Origin of the sequence: Kibdelosporangium banguiense, from assembly GCF_017876405.1 — a bacterium.
GTDB lineage: Bacteria > Actinomycetota > Actinomycetes > Mycobacteriales > Pseudonocardiaceae > Kibdelosporangium > Kibdelosporangium banguiense.
The window spans coordinates 3,168,156-3,190,531 of record NZ_JAGINW010000001.1 but is presented as its reverse complement, the minus strand read 5'-3'; the positions used below and the strand labels follow the sequence as shown (position 1 = coordinate 3,190,531).

The following is a 22,376-nucleotide window of genomic DNA, read 5'->3' as shown; positions in this document are numbered from 1 at the left end:
GTGCACTGATTCGCACACCAGGTACCCGGTCGTCACCGGGCACCTTCCCGACGGCGGCCGGCCGTCGAGGGAGGTCAGCGATGAATTTCTACGTCACCACCGCGATCGCGTACGTCAATGCCGAACCCCATCTGGGCTACGCCCTGGAGTTGGTCCAGGCCGACGTACTCGCCCGGCACAGGCGTCTGAGAGGCCAACCGGTCCGCTTCCTTACCGGCACCGACGACAACGCGCAAAAGAACGTGACCGCGGCCCGCGCGGCCGGCATTGACGTACGCGACTTCGTCAACGCCAACACCGAACGATTTCAAGCACTGCGCGAGCCATTGGACCTGTCATACGACGATTTCATCCGCACCAGCGCCGACGCCCGACACCGGGTCGGCGTCGAGAAACTCTGGCGCGCTTCGGCAGAGCGCGGCGACTTCTATCGGAAGTCGTACGAAGGCTTGTACTGCGCGGGCTGCGAAGCCTTCGTGACCGAGCCGATCTGCCCGGAACACGGCACAGTCCCCGAACTGGTCCGTGAGGAGAACTGGTTCTTCCGGCTGTCTCGTTACGCCGACAGGATCCTGCACGCGCTCGAGCACGACATCCGCATCGAACCGGCGGCCCGGCGCAACGAAGTCCTGTCCTTCGTACGCTCCGGCCTCTCGGATATCAGCGTTTCGCGCCCGGCGGCCCGTTCCGGCGGCTGGGGCCTGCCCGTGCCGGACGACCCTTCACAGGTCATCTACGTCTGGTGGGACGCGCTGGCCAACTACGTCACCGCCTTGGAGTCAGGCTTCGACGAATGGTGGCGGGACGCCGAGACCGTGCACGTGATCGGGAAGGGAATCGTGCGCTTCCACGCGGTCTACTGGCCGGCACTGCTGTTGTCGGCAGGCCTGCCACTACCCAAGACGATCTTCGTGCACGACTACCTCACCGCCAACGGAGCCAAGATCTCCAAGAGCTCCGGCGTGAAAGTGTCCCCTGTGGACCTGATCGGCCACTACGGAATCGACGCGGTCAGATGGTGGCTGCTGCGCGAACCGGCCCGAGTGGGCGACACGGACTTCACGGTGGAACGCCTCATCGACCGGTCGGACACCGAACTGGCCAACGGCATCGGCAACCTCTTCAACAGAGTACGAGGCCTCGCCGGCGGCTCAATCCCAGCCGGACCGCCGATCGACCTGGCCTCCAAAGTAGACAAAGCACTCGCGGACTTCGACTTCCGCGCAGCAACCGGCGCGATCGTCGCGGCAGTCGACGAAGCGAACCGTCTAATCGAGACCGCCCGCCCCTGGGAACTCCAAGGCGCCGAACGCTGCTCAGTGCTCACCCGCTTGGGCGGCGCCTGCCGGACAATCGCGCACGAACTGACACCGTTCCTCCCCACCGGCGCCGAACGGGTCCTGCTCGAACGCGGCGCTTTCCCGCGCCTGGCCACCGGAAAGCCTTGACAGCCCCTGCCCCGGGCACGCGATGTCCGGGGCACAAGCTCCCCGCCCCCTACAACCTTGCCCACGTGAAGCACCGCGCCCCGCAAAAGCACCTCCTACTTGCGGCGTTCAGTCGGCGAACGTGACTGTGACTGGGGCGTGGTCGGACCAGCGTTCGGCGTAGGTGGGGGCGCGTTCGATGACGGTGTTGGTGGCGCGGGCGGCCAGGCCTGGGGTGGTGATGTGCAGGTCGATGCGCCAGCCTGAGTCGTTGTCGAAGGCTTGGCCGCGGTAGCTCCACCAGGTGTACGGGCCGGGGCCTTCGGGGTGCATCCGGCGCACCACGTCGACGTAGCCGACCTCGTCGAAGATCTGGGTCAGCCAGGCGCGTTCCTCAGGCAGGCAGCCGGAGGACTTCTGGTTGCCCTTCCAGTTCTTCAGGTCGATGTCGCGGTGGGCGATGTTCCAGTCGCCGGCGACGAGCACCTCGTCGCCCACGGCTGCGGCCTTGTCGCGCAGTTCGGCGAGATACGGCAGGAACGCGGCCATGAAGCGCTCCTTCTCCAGTTGGCGTTCGGTGCCGACGTCACCGCTGGGCACATACACGCTGCCGACCACGATTCCGGGCAGCGCGACCTCCACGTAGCGGCCGCTGTCCTCGAATTCCGCCGCGCCGAATCCGATCCGGACTGCCTCCGGCTCAAGGCGGGTGTAGACGGCCACGCCGGCGCGGCCTTTCATGGCCGCGGGCGCATGCGTGGCGTACCAGCCTTGTGGGGCACGGACTTCCGGCGGCAACTGGTCCAGGGTGGCACGTACTTCTTGCAGGCAAACCACATCGGCTTCAGTGGCGTTTAGCCATTCGGTGAAACCCTTGCGTGCCGCGGCCCGCAGACCGTTGACATTGATGGAACTGATAATCACCGTGTTCGACTGCCTCGCTTCGCTCGGCGGGCCAGGTCGCCAAAGCCGATCATTTCCACCCCGCCCCGCGCTACCGGCTTGTTCGCTCAGAGCCTATCGCCGCCGTGGCCGGGGCGATGCCGGGCGCGTTGCGTGGGATAAATGACCAGCGCGACCTAGCCGCAGTCCCGTCCCTGCAGGGGCTTGACGAATTCGTTCGAGACCCAGCGGCCTTCGGAGAGTTTGCGGAAGCCGTTCTGCACGACCTTCTCCGCGTCGGCCTCGGCGTTGCGCTGGAACTTGCCGACGATCTGGCCCTTGGCGTCCGGCGTGGCCCGCACGTTGAGGATGTCGGCGACGACAGCGACTCTGCAAGCGCTGGCGCTGGCCGCGGGTGCGGCCGGGTTGGCGTTGTTGGCGTCTTGTTTGTCCTTGCCGAGCACGTACAGGATGACGACCCCGACCAGCACCGCGACCACGATCAGTGTCCGCTTGGGTGCCAACACGACCACCTCTCTCGCCCTGGCCCACAGTTTCGTCACCATGAGACACGAATACCGCAGCCGCATGGCCAGGCAGAACCGCTGAGCCCGAGATCCACCCGAGTCAGCGATCACCCACCCGATGTGATTATGCCCTGGAGACACCCCTGTGAGCAGCGCCCACGAGGGTGTCTCCAAGTGCGACCTTAGGCCATCTTCTTCTGCAGGTTCTCGTCCAGGGTGGCCAGGAAGTCCTCGGTGGTCTGCCACTCCTGGTCCGGGCCGACCAGCAGCGCGAGGTCCTTGGTCATCTTGCCGCTCTCGACGGTCTCGATGACGACCTGCTCCAGGGCGTGCGCGAAGCCGGCGACCTCAGGGGTGCTGTCCTGCTTGGCGCGGGCGTCCAGGCCACGGGTCCACGCGTAGATCGACGCGATCGGGTTGGTGGAGGTGGGCTTGCCCTGCTGGTGCTGGCGGTAGTGCCGGGTGACCGTGCCGTGCGCGGCCTCGGCCTCGACCTTGCCGTCCGGGGTCATCAGCACGGAGGTCATCAGGCCCAGCGAGCCGAAGCCCTGCGCGACCGTGTCGGACTGCACGTCACCGTCGTAGTTCTTGCAGGCCCAGACGTAGCCGCCCTCCCACTTCAGCGCCGCGGCGACCATGTCGTCGATCAGCCGGTGCTCGTAGGTCAGGCCCTTGGCGTCGAAGTCCGCCTTGAACTCCGCGTCGAAGATCTCCTGGAACACGTCCTTGAACATGCCGTCGTAGGCCTTGAGGATCGTGTTCTTGGTCGACATGTAGACCGGGAACTCGCGCTCGAGACCGTAGCGCAGCGACGCACGCGCGAAGTCCTCGATCGACTTGCGGTAGTTGTACATGCCGACCGCGACGCCGCCGCCCTCCGGGAAGTTCGCGACGTCGAACTGCATCGGCTCGCTGCCGTCTTCCGGCGTGTAGGTGATGGTCAGCGTGCCGGGGCCGGGGACCTTGAAGTCGGTGGCCTTGTACTGGTCGCCGTGGGCGTGACGGCCGATGATGATCGGCTTCGTCCAGCCCGGCACCAGCCGCGGGATGTTGGAGATGACGATCGGCTCACGGAAGATCACGCCGCCGAGGATGTTACGGATCGTGCCGTTGGGGCTGCGCCACATCTTCTTGAGGCCGAACTCCTCGACCCGCGCCTCGTCCGGGGTGATGGTGGCGCACTTGACGCCGACGCCGTGCCGGCCGATGGCGTTGGCCGCGTCCACGGTGACCTGGTCGTCAGTGGCGTCCCGGTGCTCGATGCCCAGGTCGTAGTAGTCCAGGTTGATGTCCAGGTACGGGTGGATCAGCTTGTCCTTGATGAACTGCCAGATGATGCGGGTCATCTCGTCGCCGTCGAGTTCGACGACCGTCCCCTGGACCTTGATCTTGGCCATCTGCCTGGGTTTCCTCTCCCGGGATGTTTCTCGTCTTTGAGTCAATTAAACAGTACAAGCATACTGGTAGCTGGCCGAGAGCATTGTCGCGGCTGTCACTTGCCTGGATCGTATGGCCGGACGGCCTTCAGCGCGCTGAAGGAGCCGCTCAACTCCGGCGGCGAGCTCGCGAGAGGCTCAACACAGCCGCACCGGCGACCAGTAGACCTCCCCCGACGAAGACCAACCAGCCGCCGTTGAACCCCGTCTCCGCCAACTCGGAACCGGCTCGCGCGGCCGCCGCAGTCGTTGTCGAGGTTGTTGTCGCCACGGCTGACGAGCTGCTGCTTGTCGCCGTAGTCGTCGCAGTAGTAGTGGTTATGGCAGTCGTCGGCATCAAGGTGCGCGGCTTGGCACACGCGAACCAACTCGTGAACGCCACTGCCTGCGGCGCCTGCAGGTTGTTCCACGGCAGGTCGCCGAGCCAGGTGTACTTGCTGTACGTCCTCAGGCCCTGTACCAGCACACCGGTCAGCTGATAGCCGGAAGGCACGGCCGTGATGTCGATGTAGGTGTTGTCCCGGACCGTCGCCGTGACCTCGAGTTTGTCCCCAGGAAGGCCCGCTGACCTGCACGTTGCCGGGCTACCCGTGCCGGTGCTCGGGCGCGTGTCGTCCGCGAAGGCCACACCGGCCTGCGACACGCCGACGGATAAGACAAGCGCGGCCAACGCGCGCAGGACATTGCGCTTCATATGCCTTTTCCTTTGACCCCCGGTTCCAAGGTCAAGAGCATAGGTGGGCAGCGAGAAGGGGGTTCGCCGCGTCCCGGCGAATCCCCTTCTGGTGCGTACTCAGCCGCGACGGCGAGCCCTCGCGAGCAACAGCGCGGCCGCACCGCCGACCAGCAGCAGGCCGCCGATCAGCACGAGCGGGCCCGCGTTGACACCGGTGTGCGCAAGCCTGGAATTGCCGGCCACGGGCACGACGACAGGCTTGACCGACGTCGTCGCGGCAGGAGTGGTCGTGACAGGCGGACTGCTGTTCGAACGGACGACGTGGTGGAACCCGAAGTCGATGTGGTCGTAGTCGAGGTCGAAGTACCCGTCGTCTTGGTGGTCGTGGACGTCGTCTTGGCGGTCGTCTTGGTAGTGGTGGTTGTCGTCTTGGTGGTCGTGGTCGTTTTCTTCTTGCCGCACACGAACCAGTGGCTGATCTGAGCCGGCTTACCGCTCGACACGAGCGGGGCGTGCAGGTCGTTCCACGGCAACGCACCCAGGTTCGGGTACTTGTTGTACGCCGGGCCGCCCTTCACCACGACGCCGGTGATCTCGTAGCCGGCCTGCACACCGGTGATGTCGATGTACGTGTTCCCGGTGATGTTCGAGGTCACCGATATCTCGGTACCGGCGATGCCCGCCGCGGCGCACGTCGTGACGTTGCCCGCGACAGCGGTGGCCCTGGGGTCACCTGACATTGGTGGATCGTTGGGCTGTGCCGCAGCTGCGACAGCCGCGCTACTCAGCGACACGCCGACAGTCACAGCCAGCGCGGTAACCGCGCGATGGACGTAGCGGTTCATCCAAGTGCTCCTTGTCTGAAGAACCGGATCATGCGCGCCCAAGCGGAGTAATCAACTACTCCGTACAGGGTAGTGACCAGCCCGTTAGTCATCCGTTACCCGGCTTCGCCACCGTCCACATGGGATCCCCAGGTCTCGGCCGGAAACCCGATATCCTGCGGACGGAGCTGATCTTGAGGGGGATTGTGGTGGCTACCGGACCCACACACGCGATGAGCGGCTTACTGGCGTGGTCGGCCGTGACCGCGCTGGCGACCGACCACTCGATCGGCCAGCTCAACCCACGCGCCTGGGCGGTCGGCGCGGTGCTCGCGACCGGCGCCGCCCTGCTGCCCGACCTGGACCACCCCGGTTCCACGGTGTCGCGCACGTTCGGTTCGATCAGCCAGGGCTTCTCCAGCGGGATGAACGCGCTGAGCCACGGCGTCTACCGGTTGACCAGGACCAAGCGTGACTCCAATCGGGACGGCGGACACCGCGGCCTGACGCACACGCTCGTGTTCGCGGTGATCGCCTCGGTCATCACCACAGCGGTCGTGCAGACCAGTCAGAAGTGGGCGCTGCCGGTGCTGATGTTCCTGTTCGCGGGCTTGGCCGTGCGCGGCATCCTGCACAAGTGGCATCCCCGCAACGACGCGCTGATGATCACACTGACGTCCGCCGGGCTGACCGCGTTATGTCTGCTGTGGACCGACCAGAGTTCGTCGGCCAACGCGGCCGCGTGCGGTATCGCCGTGGGCATCGGCTGTATCGCGCACTACATCGGCGACGCGATCACCGAACAGGGCTGCCCGATGCTGTGGCCGATCCCGATCGGTGGCAAAACATGGTTTCCGATCGCACCGCCGAAACTGCTACGCATGCGGACCGGCGGCAAGGTGGAGATGGCATTGATCGGCCCGGCCATCACAGTGTTGTCGATCTGGTTGTCGCTCGCGGCATTGCAGCAGGCAGGCGCGATTCCGGCGTTGTGGGGTTTTACTTTCCTGCCGTAGTACGGTCTGCGCGTGAACGACGCGTTACCTGACATTCCCGGGCTGACAATCGTGCAAACGCTGGGCAGCGGCGGTTTCGGTGTGGTCTACCGGGCCCGCCAGCCCCAGTTGGACCGGGATGTCGCGGTCAAGCTCGACAACCGGGTACTGCCCGGCGAGGAACGTGCCAAGTTCCTGCGTGAAGCGCGGGCCGCGGCGCGGCTGTCCGGCCATCCGAATGTCGTGAACATCTTCGACGCGGGCATTACCGCGGACGGCAGGCCCTACATTGTCATGGAGCTCTGCCCTGGCGGGTCGCTGCTGGACCTGCTGCAGCGGGAAGGGCCGCTGGCGCCGGAACGCGTGCTGGACATCGGGATCCGGCTGGCGGACGCACTCGGTTTCGCACACGAGGCCGGTGTGCTGCACCGGGATATCAAACCTGCCAACGTTCTCATCGACGCGTTCGGGGCGGTGAAACTCGCCGACTTCGGGCTGGCCGCGATTCTCGACGCGCCGTCGGAAAGCACGATCACCATGGGCGCGTTGAGCCCTTCCTATGCCGCGCCGGAGGTTTTCGCGTGGGGCGCGCCGAGCCCGGCAGCGGACGTCTATTCTCTCGCGGCGACGTTGTACACATTGGCGGCAGGGCACTTGCCGCGGGAGATCCCGTGGCCACCGGAATCACTCGACCAATTGGCCGGCGCTTTCCGCGCCCAGGTGAAACCGATTCCCGGCGCCGCACCACAAGTGAACGTCGCCTTGGCCCGCGCGCTCGCCGCAGACATCTCGCAACGCACGCCCAGCCCACGATTGCTGGCCGACGAGCTGGCCGGCTCACGGCCCGCGCCCGTCGCGCCACCGCCTCCTCCCGCCGGGAAGAAATCCAATCAGCTCAAGGTTTTGGTGCTCGCCGCGGTCGCCGCAGTCGTGGTGGCCGCGGTCGCCGTCTACATCACGATCAGCCCGTCCGGCAACGGCGGCAAGCCGACGGACACACGGGCAGCGCCGGTCGCGCCGCCGATCGTCTCGCCACCGCCCAAACTCGAGGACTGCGTCACCACACCCGGCTACTGCGTGACCGAGGCCTGTTTCGGCGGCCTGGTGCAGATCAACGACGTCCGGACCGCGTCGGCCAGGCCGTGCGCCGGTGAGCACTCCTGGGAGGCCTTCAGCGGCGGCTGGCTGCCCGACGGATCGATGGAGGTCGCGATCGAGGAGATCGAGAAACTGCCCGCGGTGACCGCGGTCTGTACCCCGGAGCTGATGAAGACCCGCACCAAACCCGGCGGCGACACTGCTGCGTGGGAGATCTCGGTGCTGATGATGGACAAGGGCAGCAACGGCAAGCCGTACTTCTATTGCGTCGCGATGCCCGAAGCGGGCGGGACCGTGACTTCCCGAATGTTCGTCAACGGATGAGCGCACGCCGGTAGGATCCGCTGGTGAGCGTGTTCGACGACATTGCCGGCGGCTACGACGACAACCTGTTTCACCTCCTCGTGGCGGAGAAGCTGGTCATCGGCGTCGCCGATGCGCCGTCCCCCGGCCTGGTGCTGGACGTGGCCACCGGGACCGGCGCCGCCGCTTTCGCGGCGTTACAGCACCTGGGCGCACACCAGGTCGTGGCGATCGACCTCTCCGCCCGGATGATCGACCGGGCCAAGGCGAAAGCCGTGGTCCAGGACCCGTCCGGCAAGATCACCTGGCACGTCGGCCCGGCCGTGCCCGCGCCTGTCCAGGCGGCGAGCACAGATCTGGTGGTGTGCGCGTCGTCCCTGCACTTCCTGGGCGCGGCGGCGTTGAAGGACTGGCTGCGGGTGCTGCGGCCGGAGGGACGGTTGGCGTTCAGCCTGCCGTTGGCGACGACATTCAACCCGTCTCCCGCGTTCGCCAGTTATGTAGCCGCTGACGTGCCGTTGCCGGCGTCCGTCGACGAGGCCGCAGCCATCGCGGAAGCCGCGGGTTACGAGCAGATCGTCGCCCACAAGCTGGAAATCCCAGGTGAGCGCGTGGTCTTCCTGGTGTATGCGACGGCCCCGAGCTAGTTCTGTGGAACGTTAATCATCTGACGCTTGTTCAAACCTCTTGTACCGTGGCTACGGAACGGGAGGGCAGATGACTCTGCGCAACTACCTGCTCGCGACCGGGACTTTCGCGGCAGGCACCAGCTCACAGATCATCGCAGGTGTGCTGCCGGACCTGGCGCACGAGCAGAACGTCTCAGTTGCGACAGCCGGTCAGCTGCTCACAGCGTTCGCTTTGACGTACGCCGTGAGCTCGCCCCTCCTAGCCGCGGCGACCGGCCGGTGGGAACGCCGGAAACTCCTTGTCACAGCCATGATGGTGATGGCACTGGGCAACGCTCTCGGCGCGATCGCGCCGAACTACGCAACGCTTTTCGTCGCCCGCATGATCACCGCGCTCGGCGCGGCCGTGTACACGCCGTCCGCGACGGTCGTGGCCGCTGAACTGAACCCGCCTGAGCGGCGTGCCCGCGCCATCGCCACGATCTTCGGCGGGCTCACTGTCGCGATGGTGATCGGGATCCCGCTGTCGAGCCTGCTTGCCGGGCCGTTGGGATATCGCGGCGTTTTCGGCGTTGTCGCTGCTTTGATCGCTGTTGCCGCAGTGAGCGTGTGGCTCGTGGTGCCGCAGGTCGCCGCTCCACCGCCGGTTGGTCTTCGCGACCGGCTCGCAGTCGCAGCCGACCGGCGCGTGCTCGCGATGCTTGTCGTGACTTTGCTGATTTCCGTTGCGGGACTAAGTGTCTACACCTATCTCACGCCACTGCTGAACGATGTCGCCGGAGTGCATGGCGCGACAGTCAGCCTGCTGCTGTTCGCCTACGGGCTTGGTGGCGTGCTTGGCAATTCGGTCGGCGGGCTGGTCACCGACCGGTTCGGCAGCCGCGCACCCCTGATCTGGGCGCTGGCAGGATGCGCGGTGACGATGGCCCTGTTGCCTGTTGTGGCGTCCGTTGTCGTTGGTGCCATTGTGATTCTGGTGCTGTGGGGCATGGCCAACTGGTCGATCAACCCGCCGATGCAGAGCCGGCTGGTCGATCTCGCACCGGACACAGCCGGGCTCGTGCTGGCCATGAACGCGTCAGCGATCTACCTCGGCGTGGGACTGTCAGGGGTGACCGGCGGCCTGGTGATCGAGTTTTCGGGCACACCGGCACTCGGACCCGTCGCCGCCGTGATCGCGGTCGCCGCCCTTGTCGTCTTCGTCGTCGCGACCCGCCCTCAGTCCTCGTTCGCGGGCTCCACAACACAATCCGGGCCTGGGAACACCAGCCCTTCGTGACCGTCGGCGAACCGCACCAGATAGGGCGGGCCTCCGTTGGTGCCACGAACCTCAACGATTTCGCCGCGTTGATCGGCAAGACCCACGTTCTTGCCGTGAACGAGAATCCGGTCACCTACCGTCGCCTGCATGGTGGCTCACCTCCGACAACCCAGAGTAAGACCTATGACAAGCAGACGTCACGGGGCCTTGGCCGCGGCCTTCGCGGCCTTCTTGAAGGTCCGGACCTCCTGCAGCGACGCCTCGTCCGTGACATCCGCGATCGAGCGGCGCGACCCCTCCTCGCCGTACGCGCCCGCCGCCTCCCGCCACCCCTCAGCCTTCAACCCGAACTGCTTGCCCAGCAAAGCAAGAAAAATCTTCGCCTTCTGGTCACCATACCCCGGCAAAGCCTTGAGCCGCCTGAAGATCTCGGCACCATCCGGCTTCCCCTGCTTCCAGATCCGGTCAGCCTTCCCGTCGTAGGTCTCCACGATGTACTGACACAACGCCTGTACCCGCTTCGCCATCGACCCGCCATACCGATGGATGGCCGGCGGCGTCGTCGCCAAGGTAGCGAACTCCTCCGGGTCATACTCCGCGATCTCATGCACATCCAGCCGGCCCAGCCGATCCACCAGCTTCCTGGGCCCCTTGAACGCCACCTCCATCGCGATCTGCTGGTCTCGGCACATTCGGCAACCATGTGGTACAATTCCGATATAACGGAGTTTTACCTATGCCTATTCAGGCAAATGCAAAAGTTGTTGAGCGTATCGCTCGTTTTAACGATCTAACCAGCCTTAACTTTGCTGGCTTGGTCCGACTTTCTTTCGAGTTGAACCCCAACACTGAACGGATAGAAGTCCCCCTCACCGGCAAAGACATCAACAACCGAGAAGACCAAGAAGATGACTGCCGGAAATCCGTAGCTAGCCGTGGCGGAAGGTACGTTTACACCTACGACGAACCCGACACAAGCGCGTGGAAGAAAAAGAAGGTTACCCTTCCTGACGGGTCAGTCGGATACCGAGTGGTCCGCCCAGTCTTCGAGCAGGCGCTCAGAGATTTGAAAGCAGGCATCGCACCGAATGGCGAGATGCTCGATGGCCTGATCGTTTGGGACATCGATCGCCTAGTGCGTGAACATCGTTACCTTGAAGACGCTATCGACGTCGTGATGTACCACGGTCGCCCAATCATCGACATCACTGGCACGCTCGACCTGCTGACCGAGAACGGCCGCGACATGGCTCGTGTGCTTGTCACGATGATTGGCAAGCAGTCGTCAGCCACCTCGCGCCGGGTTGCCAATAAGCACTACAAGATGGCGATTAGAGGCATCCCTGCAAGCGGACGGCGGCCATTTGGTTGGTTGGCCGACAAGAAGACCAAGGATCCCGAAAAAGCTGCTCTGCTGGCCAAGGCAGCCGAGGACGTTGTTTACTCTGACATCGGCGTACACACCATCGTCCGTGAGTGGAACAAGGCTGGCGTTAGGACGGACAGGGGTTTTGAGGTTTCCCGCCCCGTTCTGCGAAACATGCTGCTATCACCGCGCATTGCCGGGTTCCGGGTCTACCAAGGCGCGATGATGCTCGATCCCGAAGGCAAGCCGGTGAAGGGCCAACATGAGGCGATTCTCGACGAGGAACTGTGGCACAAGGTTGTCGATAAACTTACTGATCCAATGCGTACGGGCAACCATGTGCACCGCGGCGGCCGGAAGTACTTGCTTTCAGCTATCATCGTGTGCGCGCTCTGTTCACGCCAACTCACCGGCAACGCTGACAACCGGTACAACAACTTCAACTACGTCTGCGAGCCACCAACCTCGGGCGGCTGTGGCGGTGTAAGCGTGAACGGGCCACACGTCGACAAGCTGGTCACTGAGCTGGTGCTGACCTATCTGAGCGAACGAACCATCGAGCAGAAGGCTGAGCCTTGGAGCGGCGAGCAACAGTTAGCCGACGCCAACGAGCAAGTTGCCGAACTCATGGGTGCGTACCGGCGCAAGGAACTGCCTGGCGTGGTGGTTTTCCCGCAAGTCAAAGACCTACAGGCTACGGTTGATGCCCTTCAGGCTCAACGGTCCGATTGGAACCGAAAGCAGAAGGGCAACTTGAAAGCGCCGAGCAACATCGTAGAGATGTGGCCACAGATGAGCACTGACCGTCAACGGGCGGTTATCGAGACGCTAGACCTTGTCGTAATCGTCAAGCCATCCGCCAAGGGAAGCAACCGCTTCGACCCTGCACGGATCGAGGTCATTTTCCATTAATGATCCGCACTATCTTCTCCCACTTCTTGACGGTAAGCCCAGGAGCCTTCTTTAGTTGTTGATTGATCCATGTTTTGGTTGTCATATTGCTCGTTTTGGTTAACTCTTAACTCCCATATTTAACCACAGAAGCATGAACCTGCTCAATGCACAGGCATAGCGCAAGCCACTTCAAGACGGTTCAGTATCATCTTTATCGTCATCGCGCCCTTAATGCAGGTATCTACGCGCATCAACGTCGCACTCGTCACCATTGAAATCCGTTGCCACTTTGACAGAGGTCAAGGACTACCAATCGGTGTTGTGGGAAATGCAGATCTAAGACACTTAAGCTTGCAATCGGCGAAATAGCTGTCTATACAGAAAGGTAGGCGCGCCACGCATTAGCTCGGAAAGCAACTGGCGGCCTACCATTTGGAACCCATGCTGACAGCAGCAAGGGTATATGTCATTACAACGCATACACCGGTCATGCGTCAAGCATGAGCCGATTGTATTGGCGTATGTAGCCGTATACTCCCTCTGTTAGACGTGGTGAAATTAACACCAAATTGCCCGAGAGGAGGGAACTCATGACAGTCACAGCAAATAGTGGGCGAGCACGTGTCGCCATTGCGTTGGTGCGATTGCGCCGGCAACCAAGCGATGAACAGGCTCAACAATCTGCAACCCAAGCGGCAGCTGCACCGGCCGGTGATGGCTCGGAGCTCTGCCGTGGCTAACCTTCGTTGGTACGAGTTGTTTCCGCCCCATGGCTGCTCTCTGACCGATGTCACTGCCGTCATACGTGTACTGGCAGGCCGCGCCCGACACGGCATCTGGCGAACCACGCCGGTTGTGGTGTTCGAGTGCTGGATCGAGCAAGGCAACGTGCGCTGGTTGCTTGGCCTTGATGAGCGATTGGCCACTACTCTGCCAGCGCAACTCCCAGCGCAGCTGCCCAGTCTCGATCTCGCCGAAGTCGCTACCCCGTCCCGTCCACCGCTGCGCTCAGCCATGACTGTTCGATCGGCTGGACTCAGCTATCCGTTGAAACTCGACAATGCCGCCGCCGTGGCGTCCGGCTGTATGCAGATCGCCAGCACCTTGGGGAAACGCGAGCGGGTCGTTGTGCAGTGGGTCGTTGGCCCAGCGGCACCGCGTCACACGCCCCCGAGCCAGTTCACGATCAGCGAAGCCCTCGGCCTGCGTCCACCTCGCAAACCTGAAGTGGGCGAACAACGTGCCTGGCATGCCAAGGTCGAAGAACCGCTCTTTGCCGTTCAGGGAAGGATCGGCGCAGTTGCTCGGAACACTCCGCGAGCCAACGCCTTGCTCAAGTTGGCGCTCGACGCGCTGAGTCTGGCCGACAGTCCCCACGCTCGCCTACAGAGGGGACGGATATCGCAGGCCACCACCGAACGTTTGATCACCGTCATCGGTTCGGGGCGCAGCTGGTCAAGCGTGCTGAACGCTTCGGAGTTGGCGATGCTGATCACCTGGCCGCTGGCTGGCGTTCCCCTGCCTGGACACAGCGGCGTGCTTGTCGGTCGGGCGCCAGCGGCTCTGCTCGTGCCGCCCGATGACGCGACCTCGCCCGGCGACCGGTTCTTGGGCGTCAGCTTGCATCCGGCCGACGGCGAACAGCTGGTGACGGTGCCGGCGGCCGGTGCGACCTACCACACGGCTATCACTGGCCCAACCGGTTCAGGCAAGAGCAATGCCGTTGCCCGAATGATCCTGGCGGACGCAGCGCTCGGGCATTCTGTCTTGGTCGTCGAACCCAAAGGTGACTTGATAGCTGATGTCCTCAGTAGGCTTGATGAACGTCGGCATCATCAAGTGGTGGTGATCGAACCAAGCGAGTCAGGACCTGTTGTTGGCCTCAATCCGCTCGCTGGCCCGCCAGAGGAAGCCGAACGCAGGGCCGACGAACTCTTGCACCTGTTCCGCGAACTGTTCGGAAGCGCCATCGGCCCTAGAAGCGCGGACGTGTTGCTGCACAGCCTGATCACCACCGCACGGCTTCCTGACGGTGCGTTGACTGACGTACCGGTGTTGCTCACCAACCCGCAGTTTCGCCGACGAGCGCTCGCCAAGGTCAGCGATCCGCTGGTGCTGGCACCGTTCTGGGCGCAGTTCGATGGCTTCAGCGATGGGGAACGTACCCAGGTAGTGGCACCCGTGCTCAACAAGCTGCGAGCGTTCCTCAGCCGATCCAGTATTCGACGCATGCTGGGCCAAGCGACACCTCGGTTCTCCGTCGACGAACTGTTCACCCGGCCGCGCATCGTCTTGGTCAACCTGAATCGAGGGCTACTCGGCTCTGAAACCTGCCGCATTATCGGCGCTTTGGTACTTACCCAATGCTGGCAGGCCATCCAGCGACGGGCAGCCGTGCCACGCACTAGACGCCATCCGGTCGTGATCACGGTAGACGAGTTTCAGGATTTCGTTGGGGCGCTTGACTTCGCTGAGGTGCTTAGCCAGTCTCGTGGCCTGGGTGCCGGCTGGACGTTGCTGCATCAGAACCTCGATCAACTGCACCCCCGCCTGGCAGCGGCATGTCTCGCCAACGCGAGATCCCGTGTGGCTTTCAGACCGGCACAGAAGGACGTCAGAGTCCTCGCGGACGTTCTCGGTGTCACACCCACTGCTCTTGAACAGCTTGGCGCTTACGAGGCGTGTGCTCGGCTGTGCATCGACGGCGCTATGAGTCCGCCCTTCGCAGTGCGAACACTACCGCTGCCGAAGGCCGCTCAGAACGCAGCGATGCTGCGCCGACACAGCCTAGAGCGCTACGGCGTCTCGCCGACTGAACTTGACGATGCACTGACCACTCGTTGGCAAGGAGGTGATCGTAAAGCGGACGGACCCGTTGGCGTGACCCGCCGGAGGTCGTCATGAGCGAGTTCGTGAGTGCGGTCAATCGGGCTGCCGGTCGGGTCGAGTCAACAGCTATCCCTCCCACCGGGGGAGGCGCCAAGGCACCAACGGCTCTTAGCCGTCACGGAGGTTCGTCATGACGGCCCGTGGTACAGCAGCGCTCGTTGCCCGGCTACGTCGTGAACTTGGCGTCCGGGAATTGGCCATTTTGCGATCGCTCCAAAGAGTTCGACTTCTCACTACTGATCACCTGACCCGCTTGCACTTCGCCGACAACTCACCCAATACACGAGCACGCCGCTGCCGAGCCACCCTGCGACGTCTGACAGAGCGACGAATGACCGTCCGGCTCGGTCGCCAAGTGGGAGGTATCAAGGCTGGATCAAGTGGCTCTCTATTCGGACTGACCGGCCTTGGCACAGCGATCGTGGAGGCACCAACCGCCAGGCGTCGTCGGCGAACAGTCTGGGAAACCAAGCCCTACTTCCAAGATCACCTGCTGGCTGTGAGTGAGATGTACGTCCGGTCGGTCGAGCACAGCCGAGCTGGTAATGCGGACCTGCTCACGTTCGATGCGGAGCCGGCATGCTGGCGACGGTTCACTGGCACAGGTGGCGAGCCGATCGTGCTCAAGCCAGATGTGTTCGTGCGGGTTGGGGTCGGCGACTACGAGCTGGCGAGTTTCGTCGAGATGGACATGGGCACGGAGTCTTTGCCAACGATCCGCCGCAAATGCCAAGTATACCTCCGTTACTGGCGCTCCGGTCTCGAACAACAACGTTACGGCGTCTTCCCCCGTGTGCTCTGGTTAGTGCCGAATCAACACCGGGTCGACGGAATCACAACCGTCCTGAAACGACTGGCCCGCGGCGCCGCTGACTCCTTGTTCACGGTGGCGCCAGTTGAATCCGGGGCGAAGTTGCTCACGACCCTTCCGGGCGAAGGAGGCTCCATATGAGCGCCCTTCGACGAAACGCAGATGAGCTACCGCTCGGTGAAGTCCTCGTCGGTGATGTCCGCGACCGGCTGGACGAGCTACCCAACGCAGCAGTGGATTGCGTCATCAGCAGTCCGCCATATTGGGCGCAGCGCGACTACAGCCACAGCGGACAGATTGGTGCGGAAGCAACGGCCGACGCCTGGGCTACGCAGATTGCCGAGATCTGTACCAAGCTCGCTCGCGTCTTGACGCCGACCGGCAGCCTGTGGCTGAACCTGGGCGACTCCTATAGTCGCCACCCTCGAGAGGGCACCAACAAGAAGAGTCTGCTGCTTGGGCCCCAACGGCTTGCGCTACGCATGGCCCGTTCCGGTTGGCTGCTGAGGAACCAGATTGTCTGGGCCAAGACCAACCCTATGCCGTCTTCGGTCACCGACCGCCTCACAACCACGCACGAGTTCCTCTACCTCTTCACGAAGGAACCCGAGTACTTCTTCGATCTTGATGCGATCCGCGAGCCAGCCAGCACCCGCATCCGTAGTGGCCGAGCAAGCCGCGGGAGCTATCCGCCACGCAAGGCCGTGCCTTCACTCGGCGTTGGCACGTCACCACGGATCAACCTGAACCTCGGTCTGGTTGCGCTTCAAGCTGCTGGCCGGGGCAGCCATCCTCTCGGCAAGAATCCTGGTGACGTTTGGCGGTTCGCTACCGCCAGGTACCGAGGAGCGCATTTCGCTACCTTCCCGATCGAGTTGGTGCGGCGCCCGCTGCTCAGCACATGCCCGGAACGGGTCTGTTGTGAGTGCGGTATGGCGTGGCGACGAGCAACCCAAGTTGTAGACGGGCGACGCCTCGCCATCGGCTCCTTGCGTGCCGCCTGCAAACACCGGCGGTGGCGGCCTGGCCGAGTGCTCGATCCGTTCATCGGTTCTGGCACAGTCGCCATTGCTGCCGAGGCGTACGGCCGCGACTGGCTCGGTATCGAGCTGAACCCGGAGTATGCCGAACTTGCCCAGCAGCGTATCGCCGGCTGGCGCATGAAGAACAAGAAACCCCAACCGTAAGAAGAACAAGCAATACATAGTGAAAGGAGGAAGTTCCACTATGGAAGGACAACCACACCAACCCAATGGAGGTGAGTACCAACGTCAACCTGAACGCCCCGGAGCCAACAGTTACGGCACCAACGATCCTGAGCGCCAGGCTGAGATCAAGCAGGCGCGTACGGACGCGGCCGAGGAGCGCAGACGGGACCGTGCTCGCCTGGAACGGCTCGTCGAGTTAGGTATGACGCCTGATGACGCCGAAGCCTTGATCGAATTCGATCACTACGTCAGCGATCACTTGCGGCCACAGGCACTGGAAGCAAGAGAGCCTTTCTCTACTGCGGCCGAGATCGAAGCGGCACTGACCTACCTGCCACGCATCGAGGTAGTCGACACCGCGAGCCACGAGCGCGGCATCCGGCATGGCTTATGGATCGAGGCCGACCAGGAACCTGACGAGCTTGAAGCCGACATCAGAGCCATGCTCGACAGCTCGCCAACGCCGGAAGCTACTGCGTGGGCCATCCACGCCACCGAAGGCTTTGCCGGACTCGACTTACGCGGTTACACGGACACCCGTCTGATTGCGCAACTCGCAAAAGGCGTGGCCGAACACGGTGCGGCCTATGCCGCTTGGGTGGGCATCGTTGGCACAGACAACCATGACCTGCTCGAACGCTTCACCGACTTCCATGTTGGCAGTTACGACAGCGCGGAAGCGTGGGCGCGTGAGGCGGCAAGTGACCTGGAGTGGCCGCAGCAGTTGGACAACGCGCTTGATCCGATGCTCCGCCGCTTTGTCGTGATCGACTACACCCGCTTCGCGCGTGACGCTCGGCAAAGTTGGGATGTTGTCCAAGGCGTGGATAGCAGAACCCACGTATTTATGCGCTGATCTCCAAGCCCTCTGGCCGCCGGCCTCGGTGGCCTGTGGCTGCTCATCCCTCGTTCCTGCGGACCCACCGCGGGACATGGGCGGCCACACCACACCGAGGAAGGAGTTCCGTCGTGGCCATGGACCCACGTAACGGCAACACGGTGAAGACGTTGGGCATCAAGCTGCCTGACGCGCTTCACGCCCAGTTCGCGCTGGTGGCGCAGCTCGACGACGACTCGCTCGGCGACGCCGCCGTGAAAGCCGTCGAGTTGTATGTCCAGACAAAGCGGGCCGAGCCGGACTTTGCGGAGCGGGCTCGTAAGGCGCTGGAGGAGATCGAGCGCGAAGCTGCGGCACGGGCCGGTGCCATCCAAGGATTGTTTGGCGGCGGCGACATCGCACCGCAGGGCAAGCCGACGAGCACCACGCGCAGCCGCAAGACAGGAAGCGAAGACTAACGGCGTTGGTGCTGTTCCTCGAAGGACCACGGGCCGCGTTACTGCTGCCCGTGGTCGCGGAAAATCTAAAGACCCAGGTTGCAGCCTGGGTCTCGGGTAACCACAAATTTACAGGTTATTCACATTGTAGAACAATCCTAATTGTAGAGACTTCAGCTCAGCGTGTCAATACATTCAAACACAATCGAAAGGAAAGTAGCGAAATGCGAGTCAAACACAACGATTTGGCCGGTCAGACACGAGGACCACCGCCCCGCAACCGACTATTAACAAACCGAGCAATTTGCTCTATAACAAGAAGGGAGATGTATATGCAAGCAGCAAAAATACCACTTACTCAACCTGACCGTGATCCACTGAGATCGGATTTGCTCACTATCGATGAGGCCCGCGAGAAGCTTCGCATCAGTCGGTGGTCATTATATCGTCTGATTCAACAACGCCAGATCGCGAGCATCAGAATTGGCCGTCGTCGCTTAGTGCCGAACGTGGCAATCGACAAGTTCATCAAGGAACGCAGCGAGGAGATTGACTGATGGCTCGCCGTAACTCTAACGGCGAGGGTTCGATCTATCGGCGCAAGGATGGCCGGTGGGAGGGGGTTGTTTACGTACTAACGACCAGTGGAGTCCGCAAACGTAAAAGCCTGTACGGCAAGACGAGGACGGAGGTACACGCCAAGCTAACAGAACTAAAAGCCAAACAGCAGCAAGGTATCCAAGTTGCAGCCAAGAACTGGCGCGTTGGGGAATATCTTGACTATTGGCTAGAAGAAGTCGTCAAGAAAGAGAAAAAACCAAAGACGCACGAACAGTATGAACTCGTCATCCGGCGGCATCTAAAACCTGGAATCGGTCACCACTACCTCACCAGCCTGGGCGTCAGGACCGTTCAAGCCTTCCTGAACCAACAGACTGACCAGGGATATTCGGCTCGCCGGATTGAGACAATAAAGACCACACTTAGTTCAGCGCTCACGAGCGCAATGCGCGAAGAACTAGTAGGCCGAAACGTCGCACGATTAGTAGTGCCGCCCAAGTATAAGCCGGACAAGATCATTCCTTGGACCATAGATGAAGCGCAGCGATTCTGGGAGGTTGCCAAGAATCATCGACTAGCTCCAGCCTGGACGCTCGCGCTATTTTATGGCTCACGTCGGGGAGAAGTCCTCGGGCTTCGCTGGCAGGATATCGACCAGGCTAACGGCACCTTTCAGTACCGTCAGCAGCTCCAGCGCGTAGGGCGGCAGCTCCTCACGGTCTCGCTGAAGACCGAATCTAGCGAGCGTGAGCTACCCATGCTCTCGGTCCTTCGTGAAGGGCTCAGCCGGCTTGCCGAAGAGTGGAAATATCGCCGCCCGTCTGAACATGACCTCGTGTTTACCACAGGTAAGGGCACTCCTATTGAGCCGCGTAACTTCTCGGAGCATGCGTTCCGTCGGCTCTGCAAGCAAGCCCGGGTTCGGGTTACACGGTTTCACGATACTCGGCACTGCCAAGCAAGCATGCTCGAATACCTCGGAGTATCTCCGAAAGTCGCGCAGGCCATCCTGGGGCACAGCAGCGTAGTGACCACTCAGCAGATCTACCAACACATCAACATCGGACAAAAGAGAGAGGCGTTGCGACTCGTAGAACAGTCGCTCCAAGAACCCAAAACTGCTCAGGCTGAAGAGCCTGAGCAGCTGGTGAATGTGTTTGACGGCAATGGTTGCCGTCAAGTTAGCCGTCAAAGTCGTTCTTTGAACGGGTTTTTTCGAAAATCATATCTGGAGGGCCCACTGGGACTCGAACCCAGGACACCCTGCTTAAAAGATCGAAAAATCCAACCCTGCACTGCCCTCGACAAACGTCTGACTACCGTAAAAGCAACGATGCATGCGCGCACAATCACGTGGATGCTTGGTTGCGTTGCCGTCAACTTAGCCGTCAGAAACTAGGCGGCAGTTTTTCCTGCTCGCACTCAGTCCGTACCAGACAGCCATACCTTCCAGGGTTTTGCTGCCTGGTACGGAAGCGGACCACGTACCAGGCAAAGGCTTGTTGGTCCGGATGGTGAGGGAAAAATGATCACCGCGATCGTGATCCCGGCGGATCTCACAAAACCGTTGGCACTACAGGAGATTGAGGCGTCTGATGTGGATTCCTACCGGTCGCTAGTCGGTGGGCATCTCGAAGTGGTCGCGTTCCAGCGGCCGGCTGCGTACCTGTACATCAACGAGGAGGGCCAGGCACTGGACCTGCCGCTCAATCTGCGAGCAACGCTGCTGGCGTGGGTCCACAACAGCGCGTTCCGCGGGAATGACTGGCTTGTCGGCGATGCGGTTCTGGTCGGTGCGGTCAAGCACGGCGAGGACCTCTCGGTGCCGGAGGAATACGTCACGCTGCTCCTGAAGGCACAGCGCTTTCGGGTGGCCGTGCAGGCCTACGGCGACGAACAATGGTACGCCAACGACGCGGTGTTCGATGCCGTATTTGCTGCGTACATCGCCGCCGCCGATCTGGCTCAGCGCTGGACTCAGGTAGCTGAGCTGATGGTCGTCGTAAACGACTGACTCGCGCCTCCCTATGCCCGTCACTTGTTCCGACTTTGGTCTGGAGTGAGCGGCGGGCGCTTCACCAATAACTTCAAATGGGAAACTGAATATGGAACGACATAACTATCACCGAGGAGGTGAAATACGAAGTACCTATCAACCACGACAAGAGCTCGCTGTGCTCAGCGAATCTTGCCAGGCCACCTCCGAGCGCGAACGCATCGACCGCGGTGTTGCCGAAGCCTTTCGCGATGAGCGAAGCATCGGCCATGTCACAGCGCGAGCTATCGCCACTCAGCTCTATGCCAGTTGCGACACTCCGCTCTACGCGCTGGCAGCAACGGGCGCTGTCACTGAGGGCCTTGCCGACGAACTATCCAGCCTCAGAAACGAGGGCATACCGCCTGAACTTGAGTCCTGGCTCGATGCGCTGGACCGCTATCTCGTTGCGCGCGCCGACACCCCAGAGTCGGTGGCTGGATGGCATGAGCTGTCACCCGACGATTTATCGCAACCGGAGGGGCAGCAAAACCATCCATCCATACGACCACTGCCTGAATATGAGCCTGCCCCACAACCAGCTGTGCCCGCATCGTCGAAGTCGAGGAGTGCCGCTTTTCAGTTGGCGCTCGACTTGCAATGGGCGCGCAATCATCGGCCCAAAGACCTGGAAGGACGCGTAGCGCCATTAGATGTTGGAAACACTCGGCGCATCCTGGCGGCCGCAGTTGACGTCATCGCTGGGCGTCGCCCTGCCGCCCAAATTCGTGACCAGCTCGGCCCGATTGCCCTCGCCGCAGTGCAGACCAGAGCCAGGGAGGCTGTACGCACAGGGCAAGGACTCCGTCTCTGCTCAGTACACACGTACCAGCCTGCCAAGGGAGTAATCGAGGCATGCGGCACCGTCGACACCGGCCGACGATACCGGGCACTGATCGCCAGGCTGGAAACGGGAAGAAGCGGCTGGCAATGCACGATGTTACGGTTGCTATGAATGGGCTTGCCACCGGTAGCTGTGGGAGACGCGTGTCTGTTGAACATCGTGCACGGGCAGCCTGGGGGCGACCGTACACCCAACCCGGTGCAGAGTTCGGGATCGACCGACGGACGGTCAGCCAGATTCTGCACAGGCATGACGTGCCGATGTGCCGCCGCGAACTCTCCCCAGACCAGACCGACGACGCAGTGCGGTTGTACGAGGCCAGCTGGTCGCTGGCGCGGATCGGCGAGCGGATGAGGGTTGATCCGACGATGGTGCACAACAGGTTGCGGGAGCGGGGAGTACGGATGCGCGATGCGCAAGGGCGGGAACGCTGAC

23 protein-coding genes and 1 pseudogene are annotated in these 22,376 nt (G+C 62.4%); 17 read left to right on the top strand and 7 right to left on the bottom strand.

The window, feature by feature from the left end:
- Positions 1–80 precede the first annotated feature (80 nt).
- Positions 81–1,448: a methionine--tRNA ligase gene (locus JOF56_RS15285; protein WP_209638326.1), complete on the top strand. Its 1,368-nt coding sequence runs from the start codon at positions 81–83 to the stop codon at positions 1,446–1,448.
- 108 nt (positions 1,449–1,556) lie between these two features.
- Here the strand turns inward: JOF56_RS15285 and JOF56_RS15280 are convergent, their stop codons facing one another.
- The 5 genes from JOF56_RS15280 to JOF56_RS15260 all read right to left on the bottom strand — a co-directional run bounded on the left by JOF56_RS15280 (position 1,557) and on the right by JOF56_RS15260 (position 5,410).
- On the bottom strand, positions 1,557–2,351 hold the full coding sequence (locus tag JOF56_RS15280) for an exodeoxyribonuclease III (RefSeq protein ID WP_209638324.1): 795 nt from the start codon (positions 2,349–2,351) through the stop codon (positions 1,557–1,559).
- A gap of 155 nt (positions 2,352–2,506) precedes the next feature.
- Positions 2,507–2,875, bottom strand: coding sequence for an SH3 domain-containing protein (locus JOF56_RS15275; RefSeq protein ID WP_209638322.1), 369 nt, complete (start codon positions 2,873–2,875; stop codon positions 2,507–2,509).
- A 143-nt stretch (positions 2,876–3,018) separates the two neighbouring features.
- Positions 3,019–4,233: an NADP-dependent isocitrate dehydrogenase gene (locus JOF56_RS15270; protein ID WP_209638320.1), complete on the bottom strand. Its 1,215-nt coding sequence runs from the start codon at positions 4,231–4,233 to the stop codon at positions 3,019–3,021.
- 148 nt (positions 4,234–4,381) lie between these two features.
- Positions 4,382–4,966 carry an LPXTG cell wall anchor domain-containing protein gene (locus tag JOF56_RS15265; protein ID WP_209638319.1) on the bottom strand — a complete coding sequence of 195 codons (585 nt, stop codon included), beginning with the start codon at positions 4,964–4,966 and terminating at the stop codon, positions 4,382–4,384.
- A gap of 99 nt (positions 4,967–5,065) precedes the next feature.
- Complete coding sequence (locus JOF56_RS15260) at positions 5,066–5,410, bottom strand: LPXTG cell wall anchor domain-containing protein (protein ID WP_209638317.1); 345 nt, start codon at positions 5,408–5,410, stop codon at positions 5,066–5,068.
- A gap of 156 nt (positions 5,411–5,566) precedes the next feature.
- Between JOF56_RS15260 and JOF56_RS15255 the strand changes: the two genes are divergently transcribed.
- The 5 genes from JOF56_RS15255 to JOF56_RS15235 all read left to right on the top strand — a co-directional run bounded on the left by JOF56_RS15255 (position 5,567) and on the right by JOF56_RS15235 (position 10,076).
- The gene (locus tag JOF56_RS15255; protein ID WP_209638316.1) at positions 5,567–5,785 is read left to right on the top strand and encodes a hypothetical protein; all 219 of its coding nucleotides are present in this window, start codon (positions 5,567–5,569) and stop codon (positions 5,783–5,785) included.
- 193 nt (positions 5,786–5,978) lie between these two features.
- On the top strand, positions 5,979–6,788 hold the full coding sequence (locus JOF56_RS15250; RefSeq protein ID WP_307855787.1) for a metal-dependent hydrolase: 810 nt from the start codon (positions 5,979–5,981) through the stop codon (positions 6,786–6,788).
- A gap of 12 nt (positions 6,789–6,800) precedes the next feature.
- A complete protein-coding gene (locus JOF56_RS15245; RefSeq protein WP_307855112.1) occupies positions 6,801–8,189 on the top strand; it encodes a serine/threonine-protein kinase in 1,389 nt (462 codons plus the stop codon).
- Between the two features lie 23 nt (positions 8,190–8,212).
- Positions 8,213–8,815 (top strand): class I SAM-dependent methyltransferase, encoded by a 603-nt coding sequence (locus tag JOF56_RS15240; RefSeq protein WP_307855111.1) that lies wholly within the window; start codon positions 8,213–8,215, stop codon positions 8,813–8,815.
- Positions 8,816–8,885: 70 nt separating this feature from the next.
- Positions 8,886–10,076: an MFS transporter gene (locus tag JOF56_RS15235; RefSeq protein WP_209638312.1), complete on the top strand. Its 1,191-nt coding sequence runs from the start codon at positions 8,886–8,888 to the stop codon at positions 10,074–10,076.
- Here JOF56_RS15235 and JOF56_RS15230 read toward each other — a convergent pair.
- Together JOF56_RS15230 and JOF56_RS15225 are read right to left on the bottom strand one after the other, a co-directional pair.
- A complete protein-coding gene (locus JOF56_RS15230) occupies positions 10,016–10,207 on the bottom strand; it encodes a DUF1918 domain-containing protein (protein ID WP_209638310.1) in 192 nt (63 codons plus the stop codon). The genes JOF56_RS15235 and JOF56_RS15230 overlap by 61 nt on opposite strands.
- Before the next feature lie 48 nt (positions 10,208–10,255).
- Positions 10,256–10,750, bottom strand: a pseudogene (locus JOF56_RS15225) (HhH-GPD-type base excision DNA repair protein); the annotation flags it as partial.
- 44 nt (positions 10,751–10,794) lie between these two features.
- Between JOF56_RS15225 and JOF56_RS15220 the strand changes: the two are divergent.
- The 11 genes from JOF56_RS15220 (at position 10,795) to JOF56_RS15170 (ending at position 22,375) form a co-directional block, all read left to right on the top strand.
- Positions 10,795–12,336, top strand: a complete 1,542-nt coding sequence (locus JOF56_RS15220; protein WP_209638306.1) for a recombinase family protein — start codon at positions 10,795–10,797, stop codon at positions 12,334–12,336.
- A gap of 591 nt (positions 12,337–12,927) precedes the next feature.
- Positions 12,928–15,222: a type IV secretory system conjugative DNA transfer family protein gene (locus JOF56_RS60105; protein ID WP_209638303.1), complete on the top strand. Its 2,295-nt coding sequence runs from the start codon at positions 12,928–12,930 to the stop codon at positions 15,220–15,222.
- A 115-nt stretch (positions 15,223–15,337) separates the two neighbouring features.
- Entirely contained in the window at positions 15,338–16,159 is an 822-nt protein-coding gene (locus JOF56_RS15210; RefSeq protein ID WP_209638301.1) for a replication-relaxation family protein, read from the top strand.
- Positions 16,156–17,205: a DNA-methyltransferase gene (locus JOF56_RS15205; protein WP_209638299.1), complete on the top strand. Its 1,050-nt coding sequence runs from the start codon at positions 16,156–16,158 to the stop codon at positions 17,203–17,205. Before JOF56_RS15210 ends, JOF56_RS15205 begins: the two co-directional genes overlap by 4 nt.
- Positions 17,206–17,245: 40 nt before the next feature.
- On the top strand, positions 17,246–18,082 hold the full coding sequence (locus tag JOF56_RS15200; protein WP_209638297.1) for an antirestriction protein ArdA: 837 nt from the start codon (positions 17,246–17,248) through the stop codon (positions 18,080–18,082).
- Positions 18,083–18,201: 119 nt separating this feature from the next.
- On the top strand, positions 18,202–18,522 hold the full coding sequence (locus JOF56_RS15195) for a hypothetical protein (protein ID WP_245379561.1): 321 nt from the start codon (positions 18,202–18,204) through the stop codon (positions 18,520–18,522).
- Positions 18,523–18,833: 311 nt separating this feature from the next.
- Positions 18,834–19,058 carry a helix-turn-helix domain-containing protein gene (locus tag JOF56_RS15190; protein ID WP_209638295.1) on the top strand — a complete coding sequence of 75 codons (225 nt, stop codon included), beginning with the start codon at positions 18,834–18,836 and terminating at the stop codon, positions 19,056–19,058.
- Positions 19,058–20,461, top strand: a complete 1,404-nt coding sequence (locus JOF56_RS15185; RefSeq protein ID WP_209638293.1) for a tyrosine-type recombinase/integrase — start codon at positions 19,058–19,060, stop codon at positions 20,459–20,461. The genes JOF56_RS15190 and JOF56_RS15185 overlap by 1 nt, the downstream gene beginning before the upstream one ends.
- 126 nt (positions 20,462–20,587) lie before the next feature.
- On the top strand, positions 20,588–21,076 hold the full coding sequence (locus tag JOF56_RS15180; protein WP_209638290.1) for a DUF3846 domain-containing protein: 489 nt from the start codon (positions 20,588–20,590) through the stop codon (positions 21,074–21,076).
- Positions 21,077–21,236: 160 nt separating this feature from the next.
- Positions 21,237–22,052, top strand: coding sequence for an Rv3235 family protein (locus JOF56_RS15175; RefSeq protein ID WP_209638288.1), 816 nt, complete (start codon positions 21,237–21,239; stop codon positions 22,050–22,052).
- 32 nt (positions 22,053–22,084) lie between these two features.
- On the top strand, positions 22,085–22,375 hold the full coding sequence (locus JOF56_RS15170) for a hypothetical protein (RefSeq protein WP_307855110.1): 291 nt from the start codon (positions 22,085–22,087) through the stop codon (positions 22,373–22,375).
- Position 22,376 lies beyond the last annotated feature (1 nt).